Here is a 16,458-nt window from a genome sequence, read left to right as displayed (position 1 = left end):
GACAACCCATCAATCATTCCCGAAATCTAAGTAAAATATTTTTGATCGCTCCACTCCGTTACGCTAGGGAAGTGAAAAGAATAAGAGCGCAGAGCGCAAAAGAGCAAAAGTGCAGAGTGCTAACAAGTCCTCGCCGCACAACTACAAACAACCCGAAAACCAATATTGTCGTAGTCGTAAACGAGGTAGTAGTAGTGGCGAAAAGCAGAACGGCAATACGCAGGATCGTAGATCCACGAACCACCGCTCAGCAGTTTACGTTGACTGCTTAGACTTGTCCAAGCACTGCCATCGGTAGGCGCGTTTATATAGTTTTCATGCCACCCATCCTCACACCATTCCCACACATTCCCACACATATCATATAAACCAAAAGGGTTGGCGGGAAAAATTCCTACCTCTGTGGTTTTTTCTCGATATTGTCCTTTTTGTCCCTGCCCATAAGTGTAGTTACCATGATAATTAGCTAAATCTGTAGAAATTGTTTCCCCACAATAAAACGGGGTAGTAGTTCCTCCACGACAAGCATATTCCCATTCAGCTTCGCTAGGTAAACGATAGGTTTTATTTGCCATTCGGGAAAGTCTGGCACAAAATTCTTGAGCATCATTCCATGATACACAATCAACAGGCAGATTATCACCTTTAAAATAAGATGGATTAACCTTTCCTAGTGCAGCTACAGCCCGCCATTGTTTTTGCGTAACTGGATATTTACCCATGAAAAAGGGGGGAACAGTAACTTGATGTTGTGGACTTTCATCCGAAGTTCGGCCTTCCTCATTTTCTGGAGAACCCATGATAAAAGTCCCTCCGGGAATAGCCACCATTTCCAGAATTACACCATTTCCCAAGTCTTGGGCAAAATACTCTGCTGTTTTGGGAATGGGTTTAATTTCCGGATTAATTATCGGGTCTGGTTGCGGCGTTAGAATAACTTCTTTCCGTCCTCTGATACCACGGATTAAATCCTGTAATGCTTCTTCATCTTCTTCAACATTTGAATTAGTAAATCTAATCCAAACCCACTGTTTTAAATGATATAATTCATCTGGAATATCGCTAATATCAGGAAGTAAAATAGGAATCACACGAAAACCTTTTTCTTTTTTTTCCAGAAAAAATTGTATTATTGCACCAAGTTCTAAATTCCTCTGAAAAGCTCCCAATCTATTTTGGCTAATAAAAAAAGCACCTACTTTAGACTGCGAAATTCCTTGAAAAACAACTTCTTGAATATTGTCTCCAGCAAAAATTTGCTCCTTATCTAACCAAGGATTTAAACCACCTTGTCGTAGTTTGTTGGCAATTTTTATAACTTCGGGTTTATCTTTACTATTGTGAGCAAGGAAAACATCAAATTGTAGTCGGTTATCAGACATTTTACTCCTCCACACCAGCAATAATCGCCAAAGCCTTCGCATACTCTTCTAAATCACCTCGCAAAGCAACCAACTCGCTTCGCAACTTTCCTTCCTCAGACCAACTCACCTCGTGTTCCTTCACACTTACCCCCATAGGTCGTCTTGCTTCCCAAGCTTGTAAAATAGGATGCCATTTAGCTAAAAATGGTCGTAACCCATTATTCAACACCGCAATAGCAATACCCCCAACTGAGTTCTTAGAAGCACCCACATCAGGTCCAGCAGCTTTGAGAACTTCGCGGGTAGTTCCGAATAAACTATACAAAGAATTCAACGCTTCCCGCACTAACCCCTGGTCAACTTCTAAGGACTGCACAGCAACCCGTGTCACCAGTTCCACATACAACGACCAAGCGGCTTTCCGTTCTGTTGTGTCGGCTTCCCATTCCGCAGCACCAATACCAAAGGGAAGACTAATAGATACTTTTTTTAACTTTGCGGGATCTTGTTTAGGCATAAAAGCCATTTTAATAAAATTAATTATTTATTCCATCTAAATTAAACCATACTGAACTTAGAAATAAAAGCAAGAGAATTTACAATTTGGGGAAATCTTGCTGTTTGAGCGAGTTACACGCATTTATTTAGACATCTCGTTCCCATGCTCTGCGTGGGAATGTAGTTAAGAGGCTCTGCCTCTATTATACCTGGAGGTAGAACCTCTAAGATGACATTCCCAGTCAGAGACTGGGAACGAGAGTTTTCTGGCTTTGCGTCTACAGAAGCATCTGCAACAGGTAAATTAAAAGCATCTCCCGGACGAATTTCGACAAAGCCATCTCGTTCCCATGCTCTGCGTGGGAATGTAGTTAAGAGGCTCTGCCTCTATTATACCTGGAGGTAGAACCTCTAAGATGGCATTCCCAGTCAGAGACTGGGAACGAGGAAATTGCGTCGTTTGGGAATAACTTATTGAGTAGGGTGCGTCAGATAGAAGAAATCTGTTTTTTGTCAAAATATCCTCTCTGACGCACCTGAGAACGAGGAAATTGCGTCGTTTGGGAATAACTTATTGAGTAGGGTGCGTCAGATAGAAGAAATCTGTTTTTTGTCAAAATATCCTCTCTGACGCACCTGGGAACGAGGAAATTGCGTCGTTTGGGAATAACTTATTGAGTAGGGTGCGTCAGATAGAAGAAATCTGTTTTTTGTCAAAATATCCTCTCTGACGCACCTGGGAACGAGGAAATTGCGTCGTTTGGGAATAACTTATTGAGTAGGGTGCGTCAGATAGAAGAAATCTGTTTTTTGTCAAAATATCCTCTCTGACGCACCCTACAAGAGATAAAATTCACTAGAGTTTAGATATAAGAATTACTCAATTACCGTGAAAACCGATACAATTTTCTATAGCCTATTTCAAGCATTTCCTAGCATCTTTTTTGAACTAATTAATAATTCTCCCACAGAAGCAGATGTTTATGAATTTACCTCTCGTGAAGTTAAACAACTGGCTTTTCGTTTAGACGGTTTATTTTTACCAACCACCAAAGATCCTAAAAAACCATTTTACATTGTCGAGGTTCAATTTCAACCCGATGATAATTTATATTATCGTCTCTTTGCAGAGCTTTTTCTCTACCTGCGACAATACAAAACTCCTCATCCTTGGCAAGCTGTCATCATCTATCCTAGTCGTAATATAGAAAGAGAACAGAATTTACAATTTGGCGAAATCTTGCTACTTGAGCGAGTTACACGCATTTATTTAGATGAGTTGGGAGAGAGTTCTTTAGGGGTGGGAGTTGTTAAACTGGTAATAGAAACAGAGAAAGCTGCACCAGCATTAGCAAGACGCTTAATCGCACAAGCAAACCAACAACTAACTGATACCAAAATCAAACAGGATTTAATTAAGCTGATTGAGACAATTATCGTCTACAAATTACCCAAAAAAAGCAGAGAGGAGATTGAAGCTATGTTAGGTTTAAGTGAGTTGAAACAAACCAGAGTTTATCAAGAAGCTTTAGAAGAAGGTAAACAAGAAGGTGAAGCTGAAGCAACCAGGAAGTTTACTTTAAAATTGTTACGAACTGGCATGAATTTACAACAAATTGCTGAACTTACGGAATTATCTCTTCAGCAAATTCAGGCTTTACAAAAAGAAATTCAAGAATCATAGTTTTAATTAGAACTTGCTGATAGCGTGGCGGATGATTATTGCATCGTCACGCAAGCTATAACTATCTAAAATTAACAACATCCCCCACCATCGTAATACCATGTAGAATCAGTAATTATAATTTCTTCAGGATTTACAACTGCTAAATTTCTAGCTGTTTTATCACAAACTACTGCGGGAATTCCTCTTTGTAAAATATGCCCATTCTTATCATCAAAAAATATTTCCTTACCTGCATAAATCGCTGTTTTACCAGTAAAAATACAAGCACCGTCCGCGGGAATTTCCACTTTAAAAGCCACAGAATCTAGACTTTCTAAAAGTAGATTTTCTTCTAATTGATAATTGTGTTTATCTAATAAGCGATAAGGACGACGAGCGCGAATTTCAATTTGTCCAAAACCAGCATTAATAATTAAGTTAGTATACTCTTGATATGTAAGTGCGCCAGATAAACACAAAGCGCGTAAATGTTCATTTTGTTGTAAATGAGCAGGAATTGGACTTGTTGCAATCGGGTCACTCATCTGCAAGCGTCCACCTGGTTTCAATACCCGATATGCTTCCTTTAAAGCACGAGTTAAATCTGCTGGTTCAAAAATATTAAACAGGCAATTTTGCGCTACTACATCTACAGAAGCATCCGCAACAGGTAAATTAAAAGCATCTCCCGGACGAATTTCGACAAAGCTAGGATCAAACCAAGGGTTTTCCTTTGCAGCAAGTTGTAAATTACGGGTTGCAGCTTCTCTCATAGCTTCCACAGGTTCGACAGCAATAATCGCACCAGGACGACGAGAAAAATAAGCAAATTGCAAAGCTTCTAAACCACCACCGACACCAACATATAAAACTGTGGGTTCATTACTGAGTTCATTGTGATGAACTGTAGTTCCACAACCATAGTTCATTTCCTGCATAGCTAGAGGAATTTTCAGTCCTGGTAGTTGTAAAGGCGTACTTTGGACACAACAAAGACCTATTTCTGGTGTTTGGGCAACTTGGCTGTAAAATTCGGCTGCGGTTTCTAAATAGGTCATAATCTTAAATTAGGGTTTATGGCTTGACTTTTATTGTCAAAAAGAGTATTATACATGACTAATAGAAGGGGAGTAGCTGCTGACAGTAAATTAAAATTTTCTGTTCAGTATATCTAAGTCAACATACTGGTGATGAGCCTGGTTTAGATAGCGAATAAATAAAGTATTTGAAAGCGAGACCTTCACTGACTACACATTTAACTATGTGGAGTTCAGTGAGGTTTGATTGCTCTCATTGATACTCCACACAGGTAAAAAATCCTTTAGGAGTTTGAGAGAGTGCTAACAGCTTTTACCGCAGGTTTATTACTAATTACCATTTCCGAACTAGGCGATAAAACATTTTTTATTGCTGTGATTCTGTCCATGCACCACCCCCGGCGCTTGGTATTCACTGGTGTAGTAGCTGCTTTAGCGGCTATGACTGTCTTATCAGTTGCATTTGGACAGGTAGTATCTTTTTTACCAAAACAAATTATTCATTACACCGAAATAGTTTTGTTTATTGCCTTTGGTTTGAAGTTAATTTATGATGCCAATAAAATGGCTGTATCTGCTACCGAGGAAGTCGCAGAAGAGGCACAAGAGGCGGTAGAAAAAGCAGATTTAAATAACTCCCAGCAAAAAACTGTTTGGTCAATTTTACTGAAATCCTTCGTATTAACATTTATAGCAGAATGGGGCGATCGCACACAAATAGCCACCATAGCCCTAGCTGCTGGAAATAACCCCATTGGTGTCACCGCTGGTGCAATATTAGGACACGCAATTTGTGCAGCGATCGCCGTCATCGGTGGTAGATTAATAGCAGGTAAAATTTCCGAACGGCAAATTACCTTTATCGGCGGCTTCCTATTTATCATCTTCGGCATAGTCGCCGCCATAGAAGGACAATAAATTTAACATCGTAGGGGCGCAGGGCCTGCGCCCTCATCCTGCGCCCTCATCCTGATTCTACCCTCCAAACCCTTACGGAGTGACCGTAGGTGAAGGCGTAGCTGATGCCGTAGGAGTAGGCTCAGAAACCGCTCCAGCCCTATTGATTTCGTCCTTATACTGAGCCGGTGCTAAAGCCGTCGCACTATCAAATAAAGGTTTTGCTTCATCAAGCTTACCTTGTTGTTTAAACAGCATAGCCTTTGCTAAAACGGGGCGAAAATCTTGAGAATCTTTCTTAATTGCTTGATCATAAGCAGAAATAGCCAAAGTATCATTCTTTTGAAAAGCGTAGACACTACCCAAAAGCACTTGGACAGCAACCACATCCACGCTTCCCGGCTGAATAGTATTAGCTTGAGTAGCAGCAGCCAAACTTTCCTGCAACAAGCCAATAGCTGCTTCTGGACGCTTTTCACTTAATTGCAAATTCACCATCCCCTGCAAAGCCTTTAAATCGCCCGGTTTTGTAGTTAAAATAGTCCGGTAAGTTTGAGCAGCCCCCTCCTTATCGCCAATTTGTTGTTTAGCTTGTGCTAATAAAACCCCATACTCTGACTGTTGGGGATTGAGTTTAGCGAGTTTTTCCAAAGGTTCAATCACAGCTTGAATATCCGCTGGTTTCACTTCCCCTTGGCTCTTTTGACTCAATAACTGTAAACGTGCTTGTAAAAGTCCCTTGAGTGCAGTTTGATTTTCTGTATCTTTCTGTAAAACTAATTCATAACCCCGAACTTGATCTTCCAGTTTTGACTTTTGCTCCGATGAAGATATTTTAGGGTCAGCAGTGGGCTGATTTTGTGGTGATGATTGGGGTTTATTAATCGCTGTAAGGATGGGTATAATAGAAACCCCTACAAAAGCAACAACAGCGAAAGCTAACACTACCCTAACTATCCAGCGATTACGCGATTCAGACACAATATTATTCTGCTCCTCAATGGTAATGAAATTAATGGCAAAGTTAAAAATTTCCAAAACTTTGCGGAATACGGTCATTTGTCTGTGAATTTTATAACAAATAAATATCTATCCTGCTAAAGTAAGTGATGACTTTAGGAAGACCCGTCCGAATTATCGCTATGCTATGCTTCCGATAGCGTAGCTTGGCGTAAGCCATAACTGGATTAAAGCCGCTAAATTGCACATTTAGTGTATAAATGTGGGATTCTGCGTTTTGATTTTCGTACAGAGTATTAAGCGAGTAGCCAGATTAAAAAGAAATATACTTTAATCAGCTACACACTGGCTCTTTTCCTTTGTCTTTATTAAATCCCACAATGGGGTATGTCTTGTGCCGCAAGGAGTTTTTATGAATTCCGACCTGATGCCGTCTTCTGAATCCGCAAATTTCACAGCCTCTAACCAAGGCATAAAAGAGATTGAATCCCCTGTTAGTGCTAATACATTAGCAGACCAATCCTCTAAACTGGAAAGTTCTCTCACTGACTCTAGCAAACCTGACTCTAATGGACATTTGGCTAATCGAGAACAACCAATTCCACCTCCTAGCGAACCGACTCAATACCGAGCTATTGGGTTAATTCGCGGGTGTTACCATGCTAGTGATGAACAGTTTACCCAAGGAACATTAATCACAAAAGATGGGGTTGAACTTAATGCCGTCCTCTTAGGTCGGATTATGAGTTTAGTCAAAAATCACTTAGACCTAGAAACAGAACATCTATGGGTAGTTTATCCCCGCACTAGACAAGAAAATGACGCATTGCACCTGCAAATTGTTGGTGTTTGGGAACCAGAAAATCTGGCCAAATATGAACTAGATGAAGCTGGTACAGATTCGACAGCAGTTTCTAATAACGGTAGTGTAGCGTTAAGCATTAATCCAAAACCCTCATCAGCAGTTCCTGATGGTGGTTTTTCTGTGCGTGGTGAGGTAGTTTACCAGTCCTTTGACGAAAAGAGTTTGGTTGTGAAAATCAAACAAGCTCCCCGTAAACCTACTGATAAAGCTAAATATTTTAAGTTGAAACTCAAGGGCGTATTAACCACCAAAGCTGTGGGTAAGTTCTGGGACTTCAATGTTAAACGGGAGGCTGACGCATTAGTAATAGTTAATGCCGAAGCGATCGCCGATTTACCCAAAAAACGCCGACCACCCTTCAAAGGAGCGCCTCGTGGTGCCGGTGGTGGTGGTAGAAAGCCATTCCCTCCTAGACGCAATGGAGAAGCCCCACGTCCCATTAGAAAGACAGCAGGTGATGCCACCACAGTCATCACCAAACCTGTGCCAAAAACCCCCACTCCTAAGCCAGTAAAAAAGCCTAAACCTGGGGATTAGGTAATTGGTGATTGGTGATTGGTAATTGGTGATTGGTGATTGGTAAAAAAGATTACCCAGTCCCCAGTCCCCAGTCCCCAGTCCCCAGTCCCCAATCTTAAAATTCCGTCCAACGGTCTTGAGGTAAAAAAGAACGCTCCATAGGAATTGGGGCTACTGGTTCAGTGAGAGTAAATTTCCCTTCAGTAATCCATTGCTTTAACTCTTGGGCTACTTGTCGGGAAAGAAACAAACTAGCTAAAGAGGCTACTCGTACAGTCCTGCCTTCAATAGTGATACGTCCAGATTTAAGTTGAGCGTAACTCACTAAACCGAAAGTAGGACGGACACGACGAGGAATTGAAAAATCTACAATTGGTGCTACTAAGTCTTTGTCTTGGACAGCACAGCGTTCTACCACACCAGTATTTAAAACTGGCAGTGGTACACCTACACCCATCATTAAAGATGGTCCATAGCTTTTAAAATAACAACCTCGTATCCATCGCGCGTCCATTTGTTTAGCATCACCAATTAACGCTAAAGTTGCCGATGGTCCGATAGGTGTCCGATTTTCTAAACGCTTTTGCAAGGGAAAATGTTGTGTCCCTTCCCAAGCTACATAACCAATACCCCCAGCGAGAAAAATCCTCGTCCCAATCCCCACAAGTTGTAAATCGGGATCATTGAGGAGGGGTGACAGTGAACCAGGGTTAGAATAGACTGCATTCCCCACACGGGGTTGCAATGGTCCTAAGTAGGTATGCAGTGGGCGATCGCCTCCATTCACCCCAACAATAAAATTTTGATAAAGATTGCGCGGATTAAATAAATAAAACTGATTGATAGTGTCACGGGTAACAGTGGTTTCAAATGTGGCTCTAGGGTAACAATCGGTAACTTGTCCCATAGCGCGAACTTGGATAGATTTACCGGCAATTAAATCCTCAATTACATGACCACCACCACGTTCTCGCACTTCTTCCCCATCTAGGGAATCAACTGGACAACTAGCACCCAAGTATAAATCTACCGCCCCAAAACCAGCATAAGCTGGAACTCCGTCCAACCAGCAACGCCGAATTTTAATCGGTGGGTCAGTATGTCCTAAGTTAATAATTGCACCACTTGATTCCATCGGCTCAAATGTGCCAGTGGTAATTACATCTACTTCTTTAGCGGTTTTAGCAACACCAATTTCAGCAACTCGCGCTTTTAATTCTTCAGCAGTCCAGACTACCGCCCGTTTTCGGCTGATTTTCTCATTAATTTCCGCAATTGTTCGCATTTTAAATTTATTTGAAGGACTATCGGTACACTGGGGGCGTTGACGATAGCCTGCGTAACGACGAGGGAGTAATTTTTAAGACCGTATTCTAAACGGAAAAGTGTCAATCCTCTACCCTGAGTTTAACGGAATCAGCATGAGAAGGTAAACCCTCCGTAGTTGCTAAGATGTCAATGGCAGATGCCACTTTTTCCAAAGCAGTTTGTGAGTATTGGATAATACTTGAGTGTTTTAAAAATGTTTCTACCCCTAAAGCGGAAGCATAACGGGCAGCACCAGAAGTAGGTAAGGTATGGTTAGGACCGGCTAAATAGTCTCCTACAGCTTCAGGTGTGGAACTACCCAAGAAAATTGCCCCAGCATGGCGAATTTGGTTCATTAAAGCCCAAGGATCGGCAACTTCTAATTCTAAGTGTTCTGGTGCAAATTCGTTGGAAAGTTCGGCTGCTGCGGCTAGGGATTCTACCACCACAATTAAACCATAATGGGCGATCGCCTTTTCCGTATCTATCCGCCGTGGGTGATCTACCAATTGTCTTTCCACCGCCATTTGCACTTTTTTCGCCAACCCCGCATCCGTTGTCAGCAAAATCGCTGCGGCCATCGGATCATGCTCTGCTTGGGCTAATAAGTCCGCCGCCACATAAGCAGGATTAGCTGTTTCATCAGCAATTACCAGCACTTCGCTAGGACCTGCTAAAGAATCAATGCCCACAGTTCCGTAAACTAACTTTTTAGCCAAGGTGACATAAATATTACCAGGTCCGGTAATCACATTGACTTTGGGGATAGTTTCCGTGCCATAGGCTAAAGCTGCGATGGCTTGAGCGCCCCCCACACGGTAAATTTCCTGAACTCCTGCTTCTTGGGCCGCTACCAAAACCGCAGGATTCACCATTTTACCGCCTCTAACTGGTGTCACCATCACTACACGAGGGACACCTGCCACTTTTGCGGGAATGGCATTCATTAACACTGTACTGGGATAACAAGCCCGACCGCCTGGTATATATAAACCTGCTCGATCTACTGGGGTGTAGCGTTTGCCTAAAACTACTTCATCATCGCCAAACTGTACCCAGCTTTTGGGGATACGCTGACTGTGAAAAGCCTCTATTTTTTGGCAAGCTAGTCGAATCGCCTGGAGCAAATCCTTGGATACCTGTTGGTAGGCTGCATCCAGTTCTGATCCTGTTACCTTGAGTTCTTCTGCTTTCAGAATTTGGTGATCAAATTCGGCTGTATAATGTAGTACAGCCTTGTCGCCTTGGCGCTTCACCGCTTGCAACACTTCGCGGACTGTTGCTTCTTTATGAAGTACCTGTTCATCCTGGGTGCGATCGCAGATTCGTTGAAGTTCTGATCTAACGTCTGCCTGCTGAGTAATAATTCGCAGCATGGAATAATGACAATACCAAATTTTACAATATTCGCAAAACAAGAACTACTTGGGCTTTTTACCGGCTACGACAACATCGCGTTAGTAGAACAACCATTCAAAATAGCTAAAAAGCCTAAAATATCAGCTTTTTGACTTTTGACTTTTAACTTTCGACTTTCGTTTTGCCGTGTTAGGGGATCAAGCTGAATGTAATTCTCTTCTCTAGCTTAACCTGGATTTTTTTGATACTACTTTATAAAATTCAGACAGCCTGAGAAATTTAATATTCCAGAAGTCTGAATTTGGGGAACTGATCTGGTTTCTTTGTCAGTAAATCATTTTAATCTATTTTTTCAGTCCCAGGCATCAGCTTTTCCGCCCAAATAAAATATTTTTTTTCAGAAACTATCACATTAGCGAAAATAATGCTATATTTATTAAACCTAGTAGTGTGTGTACATAATTAATAGTCTTTTTTGGAATTACTGTGGCGAATACAAAGTCTGCTCTTAAACGCGCACAAATCGCAGAACGTAACCGACTGCGTAATAAAGCATATAAATCAGCCGTGAGAACGCTGATGAAAAAATACTTTAGTTCTGTGGAAGCTTGTGCTGCTAACCCGACAACAGAACTCAAGCAGGAAGTGGAAGCGAGAATGTCAGAAGCTTACAGCAAAATTGATAAAGCTGTAAAAACTGGCGTGCTGCATCCCAACAATGGAGCCAGAAAAAAGTCAAGATTGGCTCATAAACACAAAACCCTTACCGCTTAGTCAATAGTTCAGTGGTCAAGAGATTTTGGATTTTGGATTTACGATTTTGGATTTACTTCTACCCTCAAGTGTGGAGACTGATGATTTTAGATTGGTGATTTTGGATTAATTCCGCTCTCTCATGGCGGATCTTGTCCCAAAAATTCTCAATCCAAAATCTAAAATCCAAAATCTAAAATTTTTCACCAACAAGCCATGCAACTTATAGATACCCACGTACACATTAACTTTGACATCTTTCAGCCAGATTTAGCAGCCGTGCGTTCTCGGTGGCAAGAAGCAGGAGTAGTGCGATTAGTCCACTCCTGTGTTCACCCCCAGGAATTTGCGAGCATTCAAGCTATAGCAGAGCAGTTTCCTGAACTTAGTTTTGCTGTAGGGCTGCATCCTCTAGATGCTAATAAATGGGATCAGCAAACAGCTACCCAAATCAAGTCTTTAGCCAGTTCTCATTCCCAAGTGGTAGCCATTGGGGAAATGGGGTTGGATTTTTACAAAGCAGATAACTATGAGCATCAACATCAAGTATTTGCATCACAATTAGCGATCGCTTGTGAACTCAATTTACCAGTGATCATCCATTGTCGTGATGCTGCACCTGCTGTCAGAGACGTACTGCAAAAATGGCGGGACTTGCATGGAGAAAGAGTACGGGGTGTCATGCACTGCTGGGGAGGGACACCAGAAGAAACTCAATGGTTTCTGGATTTAGGTTTCTATATTAGCTTCAGCGGCACTGTTACCTTCAAGAATGCTCAAACTATTCAAGCGAGCGCGGCTATGGTGGACAGCGATCGCTTGCTGATAGAAACAGATTGTCCATTTCTGTCACCCGTACCTAAACGAGGTGAAAAACGCAATGAACCAGCCTATGTTCGCTATGTAGCGGAAGCACTAGCAAAACTACGAGCCGAAACAATAGAAGAAATTGCCCAGAAAACCACCCAAAATGCCTGTAGATTATTCGGTCTATCATTATAAATGATCATCAAATCTTTAGCATTAGCAATGATTTAACTTATAAGATCCAAACGGAGGATAAAAATGTGCTAAAATTAATCCCTCCAAAACATTTAGGTCAAGCCATAATGGTAAAGGAAGGATAATAATTCCTAAAGCTCAATTTGTGCTGTTATCAACCCGATATTAGCCAGTTTGAGAGTTTGTGGTTTTAGCCCGCTTAATCAATCGAAGCGACCCAGATCTAAAATCCAACATTGTCTGCCCATCCACTTAAATCTCTACAAACGGATGCTCTCAATAGATCACAAGCATTGGCAACCAAGGTTTCACTGGAAAAAACTTGAAAAGGTAGAAACGGCAATCCTTTGGTATATCAAACCTATAGAAAATCGTTAAAAGTAATTGTCCACCCCAGACAATCATAGCAATATCAAATCCATAGTGCAGCCTTAAACACAACGTTGCCCTATCGAATCCTACTCCGGTTTCAGTCCCCAGTTTTGGGAATCCACAACCAGGACCAAGTGTGAGGTGTAAAAGGTGAAAAAGTGTGAAGTAGAAAGAAATTTTAGGGCTAACGCGACTGTTGCGCTATCAGTCAAAAATCTAGCAGCCAACTATTGTCAAGCTTATGGACTTCATACCTTTGGACTCATATTCTAGCACAAAGCCTTCATGGCAGACTCGCAGCTATGGCTGCGCCACGCAAGCTATCGGCTTCCTTTAAAGTTTAACCAGGTTGATAAAGGTAAAGGCATGACTAACGACGACAAATACATGGAATCCGCCTTTCTGTTACCCGACTTGATTGAAATTCAGCGTTCTAGTTTTCGCTGGTTTCTAGAAGAAGGGCTAATAGAAGAACTGAATTCTTTTAGTCCAATTACAGACTACACTGGCAAATTAGAACTGCACTTTTTAGGTAATAACTATAAACTCAAAGAACCTAAATACAGCGTTGAAGAATCCAAGCGGAGAGACAGCACCTATGCAGTGCAAATGTATGTTCCTACCCGTCTACTGAACAAAGAAACAGGAGACATTAAAGAACAAGAAGTATTCATTGGTGATCTGCCCTTGATGACAGATAGAGGCACATTTATCATTAATGGAGCCGAGCGTGTCATTGTCAATCAGATTGTGCGATCGCCTGGAGTCTACTATAAATCAGAAATTGATAAAAACGGAAGACGTACCTATTCCGCCAGCTTAATTCCTAACCGGGGCGCATGGCTCAAATTTGAAACAGATCGTAATGACCTAGTTTGGGTACGGATAGATAAAACCCGGAAACTATCAGCCCAGGTACTTCTGAAAGCACTGGGATTATCCGACAACGAAATTTTTGATGCCCTGCGCCATCCAGAATACTTCCAAAAAACCATAGAAAAAGAAGGGCAATTTTCCGAAGAAGAAGCCCTAATGGAATTATATCGAAAACTTCGTCCCGGTGAACCACCTACAGTTTTAGGCGGACAACAGCTTTTAGACTCCCGCTTCTTTGATCCTAAACGCTATGACCTGGGAAAAGTTGGTCGTTATAAACTCAACAAAAAACTTCGTCTTTCCGCCCCCGACACCATGCGCGTCCTTACCCCTGGGGACATTCTCGCTGCCATTGATTACCTCATTAACCTAGAATACGATATCGGTAGTATTGATGACATTGATCACCTCGGAAATCGCCGAGTCAGAAGCGTTGGGGAATTACTGCAAAACCAAGTCAGAGTAGGGTTGAACCGCCTAGAAAGAATTATTCGAGAACGGATGACCGTATCCGATGCCGAAGTTCTGACTCCCGCATCCCTAGTTAACCCCAAACCCTTAGTAGCAGCCATCAAAGAATTCTTTGGTTCAAGCCAACTAAGTCAATTCATGGATCAAACCAACCCCCTAGCGGAATTGACCCATAAACGCCGCCTCAGTGCCTTGGGTCCAGGTGGTCTAACCAGAGAAAGAGCCGGGTTTGCAGTTCGAGATATTCACCCCAGCCACTACGGACGGATTTGTCCCATCGAAACACCAGAAGGACCAAACGCCGGACTCATTGGTTCATTAGCTACCCATGCCCGTGTTAACCTCTACGGTTTTCTAGAAACACCCTTTAGACCAGTAGAAAACGGCAAAGTCTTATTCGATGTTCCGCCCGTCTACATGACAGCAGACGAAGAAGACGACCTCCGCACAGCCACCGGTGACGTTCCCCTAGATGAAAACGGTTACATCAAAGGACCACAAGTACCAGTTCGCTATCGCCAAGATTGGACAACCACCGGACCTGAACAAGTAGATTACGTGGCAGTTTCTCCAGTACAGATAGTCTCAGTAGCTACCAGCATGATTCCTTTCTTGGAACATGACGACGCTAACCGAGCGCTGATGGGTTCTAATATGCAACGCCAAGCTGTACCCCTGTTAAAACCAGAACGCCCCTTAGTGGGAACAGGTTTAGAAGCCCAAGCAGCAAGAGACTCCGGGATGGTGATAGTTTCCCGCACCGATGGCGATGTAGTCTATGTTGATGCCACAGAAATTCGTGTCCGCGCCAGTGGTCAGTTGTCAGCAGCCAGTGGTAGCCAAGTTATTGAAAAAGGCCAAGAACTTAAATACAAACTTTCCAAATACCAACGTTCTAACCAAGATACCTGCTTAAATCAGAAACCATTGGTGAGAATCGGCGAAAAAGTCGTTGCCGGTCAGGTATTGGCAGATGGTTCCTCTACAGAAGGTGGAGAACTGGCATTAGGACAAAACATCGTTGTCGCCTATATGCCTTGGGAAGGTTACAACTACGAAGATGCGATTCTCATTTCCGAGCGCTTGGTGCAGGAAGATGTTTATACCTCAATCCACATCGAAAAATACGAAATCGAGGCGCGACAAACTAAACTCGGACCCGAAGAAATCACCAGAGAAATTCCCAACGTCGGTGAAGATGCCCTCAGACAATTAGATGAACAAGGGATTATTCGGATTGGGGCATGGGTAGATGCTGGAGATATTCTCGTTGGTAAAGTCACTCCCAAAGGTGAATCAGACCAACCCCCAGAAGAAAAACTGCTCCGGGCTATCTTTGGTGAAAAAGCCCGCGATGTCCGCGACAACTCTCTGCGAGTTCCCAATGGTGAAAAAGGTCGGGTAGTTGATGTCCGGTTATTCACCCGTGAACAAGGTGATGAACTGCCACCAGGGGCAAATATGGTGGTTCGGGTTTATGTAGCTCAAAAGCGCAAAATCCAAGTGGGTGACAAAATGGCAGGGAGACATGGTAACAAAGGGATCATTTCCCGGATTTTGCCTGCTGAAGATATGCCCTATTTAGCCGATGGTTCACCCGTAGATATTGTTCTTAATCCTTTGGGTGTACCTAGCCGGATGAACGTCGGTCAGGTGTTTGAATGTTTGCTAGGTTGGGCTGGTCATAATTTGGGAGTCAGGTTCAAAATTACTCCTTTCGACGAAATGTACGGGGAAGAAACTTCCCGTCGCCTAGTTCACGGCAAACTCCAAGAAGCCAGAGACGAAACTGCTAAGGATTGGGTATATAACCCCGACAATGCGGGGAAAATCATGGTCTATGACGGTCGCACGGGCGAACCCTTTGACCGGGCTATTACTGTCGGTGTTGCCTATATGCTCAAACTCGTGCATTTGGTTGATGACAAGATTCACGCTCGTTCTACAGGTCCCTACTCTTTGGTGACTCAGCAACCTTTGGGTGGTAAGGCTCAACAGGGTGGGCAAAGATTTGGAGAAATGGAAGTTTGGGCATTGGAGGCTTTCGGTGCTGCTTATACCTTGCAGGAGTTGTTAACAGTTAAGTCCGATGATATGCAGGGACGGAATGAGGCTCTGAATGCCATTGTCAAAGGCAAAGCTATTCCCCGTCCTGGTACTCCTGAATCCTTCAAGGTATTGATGCGCGAGTTGCAGTCTTTGGGCTTAGATATTGCGGTGCATAAGGTAGAAACTCAAGCAGATGGTAGTTCTTTGGATGTGGAGGTAGACCTGATGGCAGATCAAGCTGCTCGACGGACACCACCTAGACCCACCTATGAGTCGCTTTCCCGTGAATCTTTGGAAGGAGATGATTAGTGAGGCAGGGGAGGTAGGGGAGGTAGGGGAGGTAGGGGGAGGTAGGGGAGGTAGGGGAAGGTAGGGGAGGTAGGGGAGGTAGGGGAAGGTAGGGGAGGTAGGGGAGGTAGGGGAAGGTAGGGGAGGTAGGGGAGGTAGGGGAGGTAGAGGAAG

At 42.9% G+C, this 16,458-nt stretch carries 12 protein-coding genes; 6 read left to right on the top strand and 6 right to left on the bottom strand.

The window, feature by feature from the left end:
• Positions 1-119: 119 nt before the first annotated feature.
• Together AA650_RS29355 and AA650_RS18135 are read right to left on the bottom strand one after the other, a co-directional pair.
• A complete protein-coding gene (locus AA650_RS29355; protein ID WP_081424266.1) occupies positions 120-1,382 on the bottom strand; it encodes an SUMF1/EgtB/PvdO family nonheme iron enzyme in 1,263 nt (420 codons plus the stop codon).
• Between the two features lies 1 nt (position 1,383).
• Positions 1,384-1,881, bottom strand: coding sequence for a hypothetical protein (locus AA650_RS18135; protein ID WP_053541331.1), 498 nt, complete (start codon positions 1,879-1,881; stop codon positions 1,384-1,386).
• An 870-nt stretch (positions 1,882-2,751) separates the two neighbouring features.
• Between AA650_RS18135 and AA650_RS18130 the strand changes: the two genes are divergently transcribed.
• Positions 2,752-3,546: an Rpn family recombination-promoting nuclease/putative transposase gene (locus AA650_RS18130; RefSeq protein ID WP_053540083.1), complete on the top strand. Its 795-nt coding sequence runs from the start codon at positions 2,752-2,754 to the stop codon at positions 3,544-3,546.
• A 71-nt stretch (positions 3,547-3,617) separates the two neighbouring features.
• On the opposite strand, the gene arsM is transcribed toward AA650_RS18130, so the two are convergent.
• Positions 3,618-4,586, bottom strand: a complete 969-nt coding sequence (arsM, locus tag AA650_RS18125) for an arsenosugar biosynthesis arsenite methyltransferase ArsM (protein WP_053540082.1) — start codon at positions 4,584-4,586, stop codon at positions 3,618-3,620.
• Between the two features lie 279 nt (positions 4,587-4,865).
• On the opposite strand from arsM, the gene AA650_RS18120 reads away from it, so the two are divergent.
• Positions 4,866-5,483 carry a TMEM165/GDT1 family protein gene (locus tag AA650_RS18120; protein WP_053540081.1) on the top strand — a complete coding sequence of 206 codons (618 nt, stop codon included), beginning with the start codon at positions 4,866-4,868 and terminating at the stop codon, positions 5,481-5,483.
• Positions 5,484-5,555: 72 nt separating this feature from the next.
• Here the strand turns inward: AA650_RS18120 and AA650_RS18115 are convergent, their stop codons facing one another.
• Complete coding sequence (locus AA650_RS18115) at positions 5,556-6,443, bottom strand: tetratricopeptide repeat protein (protein WP_053541330.1); 888 nt, start codon at positions 6,441-6,443, stop codon at positions 5,556-5,558.
• A 391-nt stretch (positions 6,444-6,834) separates the two neighbouring features.
• On the opposite strand from AA650_RS18115, the gene AA650_RS18110 reads away from it, so the two are divergent.
• A complete protein-coding gene (locus AA650_RS18110; protein WP_053540080.1) occupies positions 6,835-7,824 on the top strand; it encodes a hypothetical protein in 990 nt (329 codons plus the stop codon).
• A 97-nt stretch (positions 7,825-7,921) separates the two neighbouring features.
• On the opposite strand, the gene AA650_RS18105 is transcribed toward AA650_RS18110, so the two are convergent.
• Complete coding sequence (locus AA650_RS18105) at positions 7,922-9,091, bottom strand: homocysteine biosynthesis protein (protein WP_053540079.1); 1,170 nt, start codon at positions 9,089-9,091, stop codon at positions 7,922-7,924.
• A gap of 103 nt (positions 9,092-9,194) precedes the next feature.
• Positions 9,195-10,490, bottom strand: coding sequence for a histidinol dehydrogenase (gene hisD / locus AA650_RS18100; RefSeq protein ID WP_053540078.1), 1,296 nt, complete (start codon positions 10,488-10,490; stop codon positions 9,195-9,197).
• A 469-nt stretch (positions 10,491-10,959) separates the two neighbouring features.
• Here hisD and rpsT point away from each other — a divergent pair, with 469 nt between their 5' ends.
• From rpsT to rpoB, 3 genes are all read left to right on the top strand, one after another.
• Positions 10,960-11,247 carry a 30S ribosomal protein S20 gene (gene rpsT, locus AA650_RS18095; protein ID WP_039202355.1) on the top strand — a complete coding sequence of 96 codons (288 nt, stop codon included), beginning with the start codon at positions 10,960-10,962 and terminating at the stop codon, positions 11,245-11,247.
• 195 nt (positions 11,248-11,442) lie between these two features.
• Positions 11,443-12,228, top strand: a complete 786-nt coding sequence (locus AA650_RS18090; RefSeq protein WP_053540077.1) for a TatD family hydrolase — start codon at positions 11,443-11,445, stop codon at positions 12,226-12,228.
• A gap of 738 nt (positions 12,229-12,966) precedes the next feature.
• Complete coding sequence (gene rpoB / locus AA650_RS18085; protein ID WP_027404243.1) at positions 12,967-16,305, top strand: DNA-directed RNA polymerase subunit beta; 3,339 nt, start codon at positions 12,967-12,969, stop codon at positions 16,303-16,305.
• Positions 16,306-16,458 lie beyond the last annotated feature (153 nt).

The organism is Anabaena sp. WA102, assembly GCF_001277295.1.
Taxonomy (GTDB): Bacteria; Cyanobacteriota; Cyanobacteriia; order Cyanobacteriales; family Nostocaceae; genus Dolichospermum; species Dolichospermum heterosporum.
The sequence above is the reverse complement of the archived record's forward strand: the minus strand, read 5'-3'. Positions and strand labels throughout refer to the sequence as shown.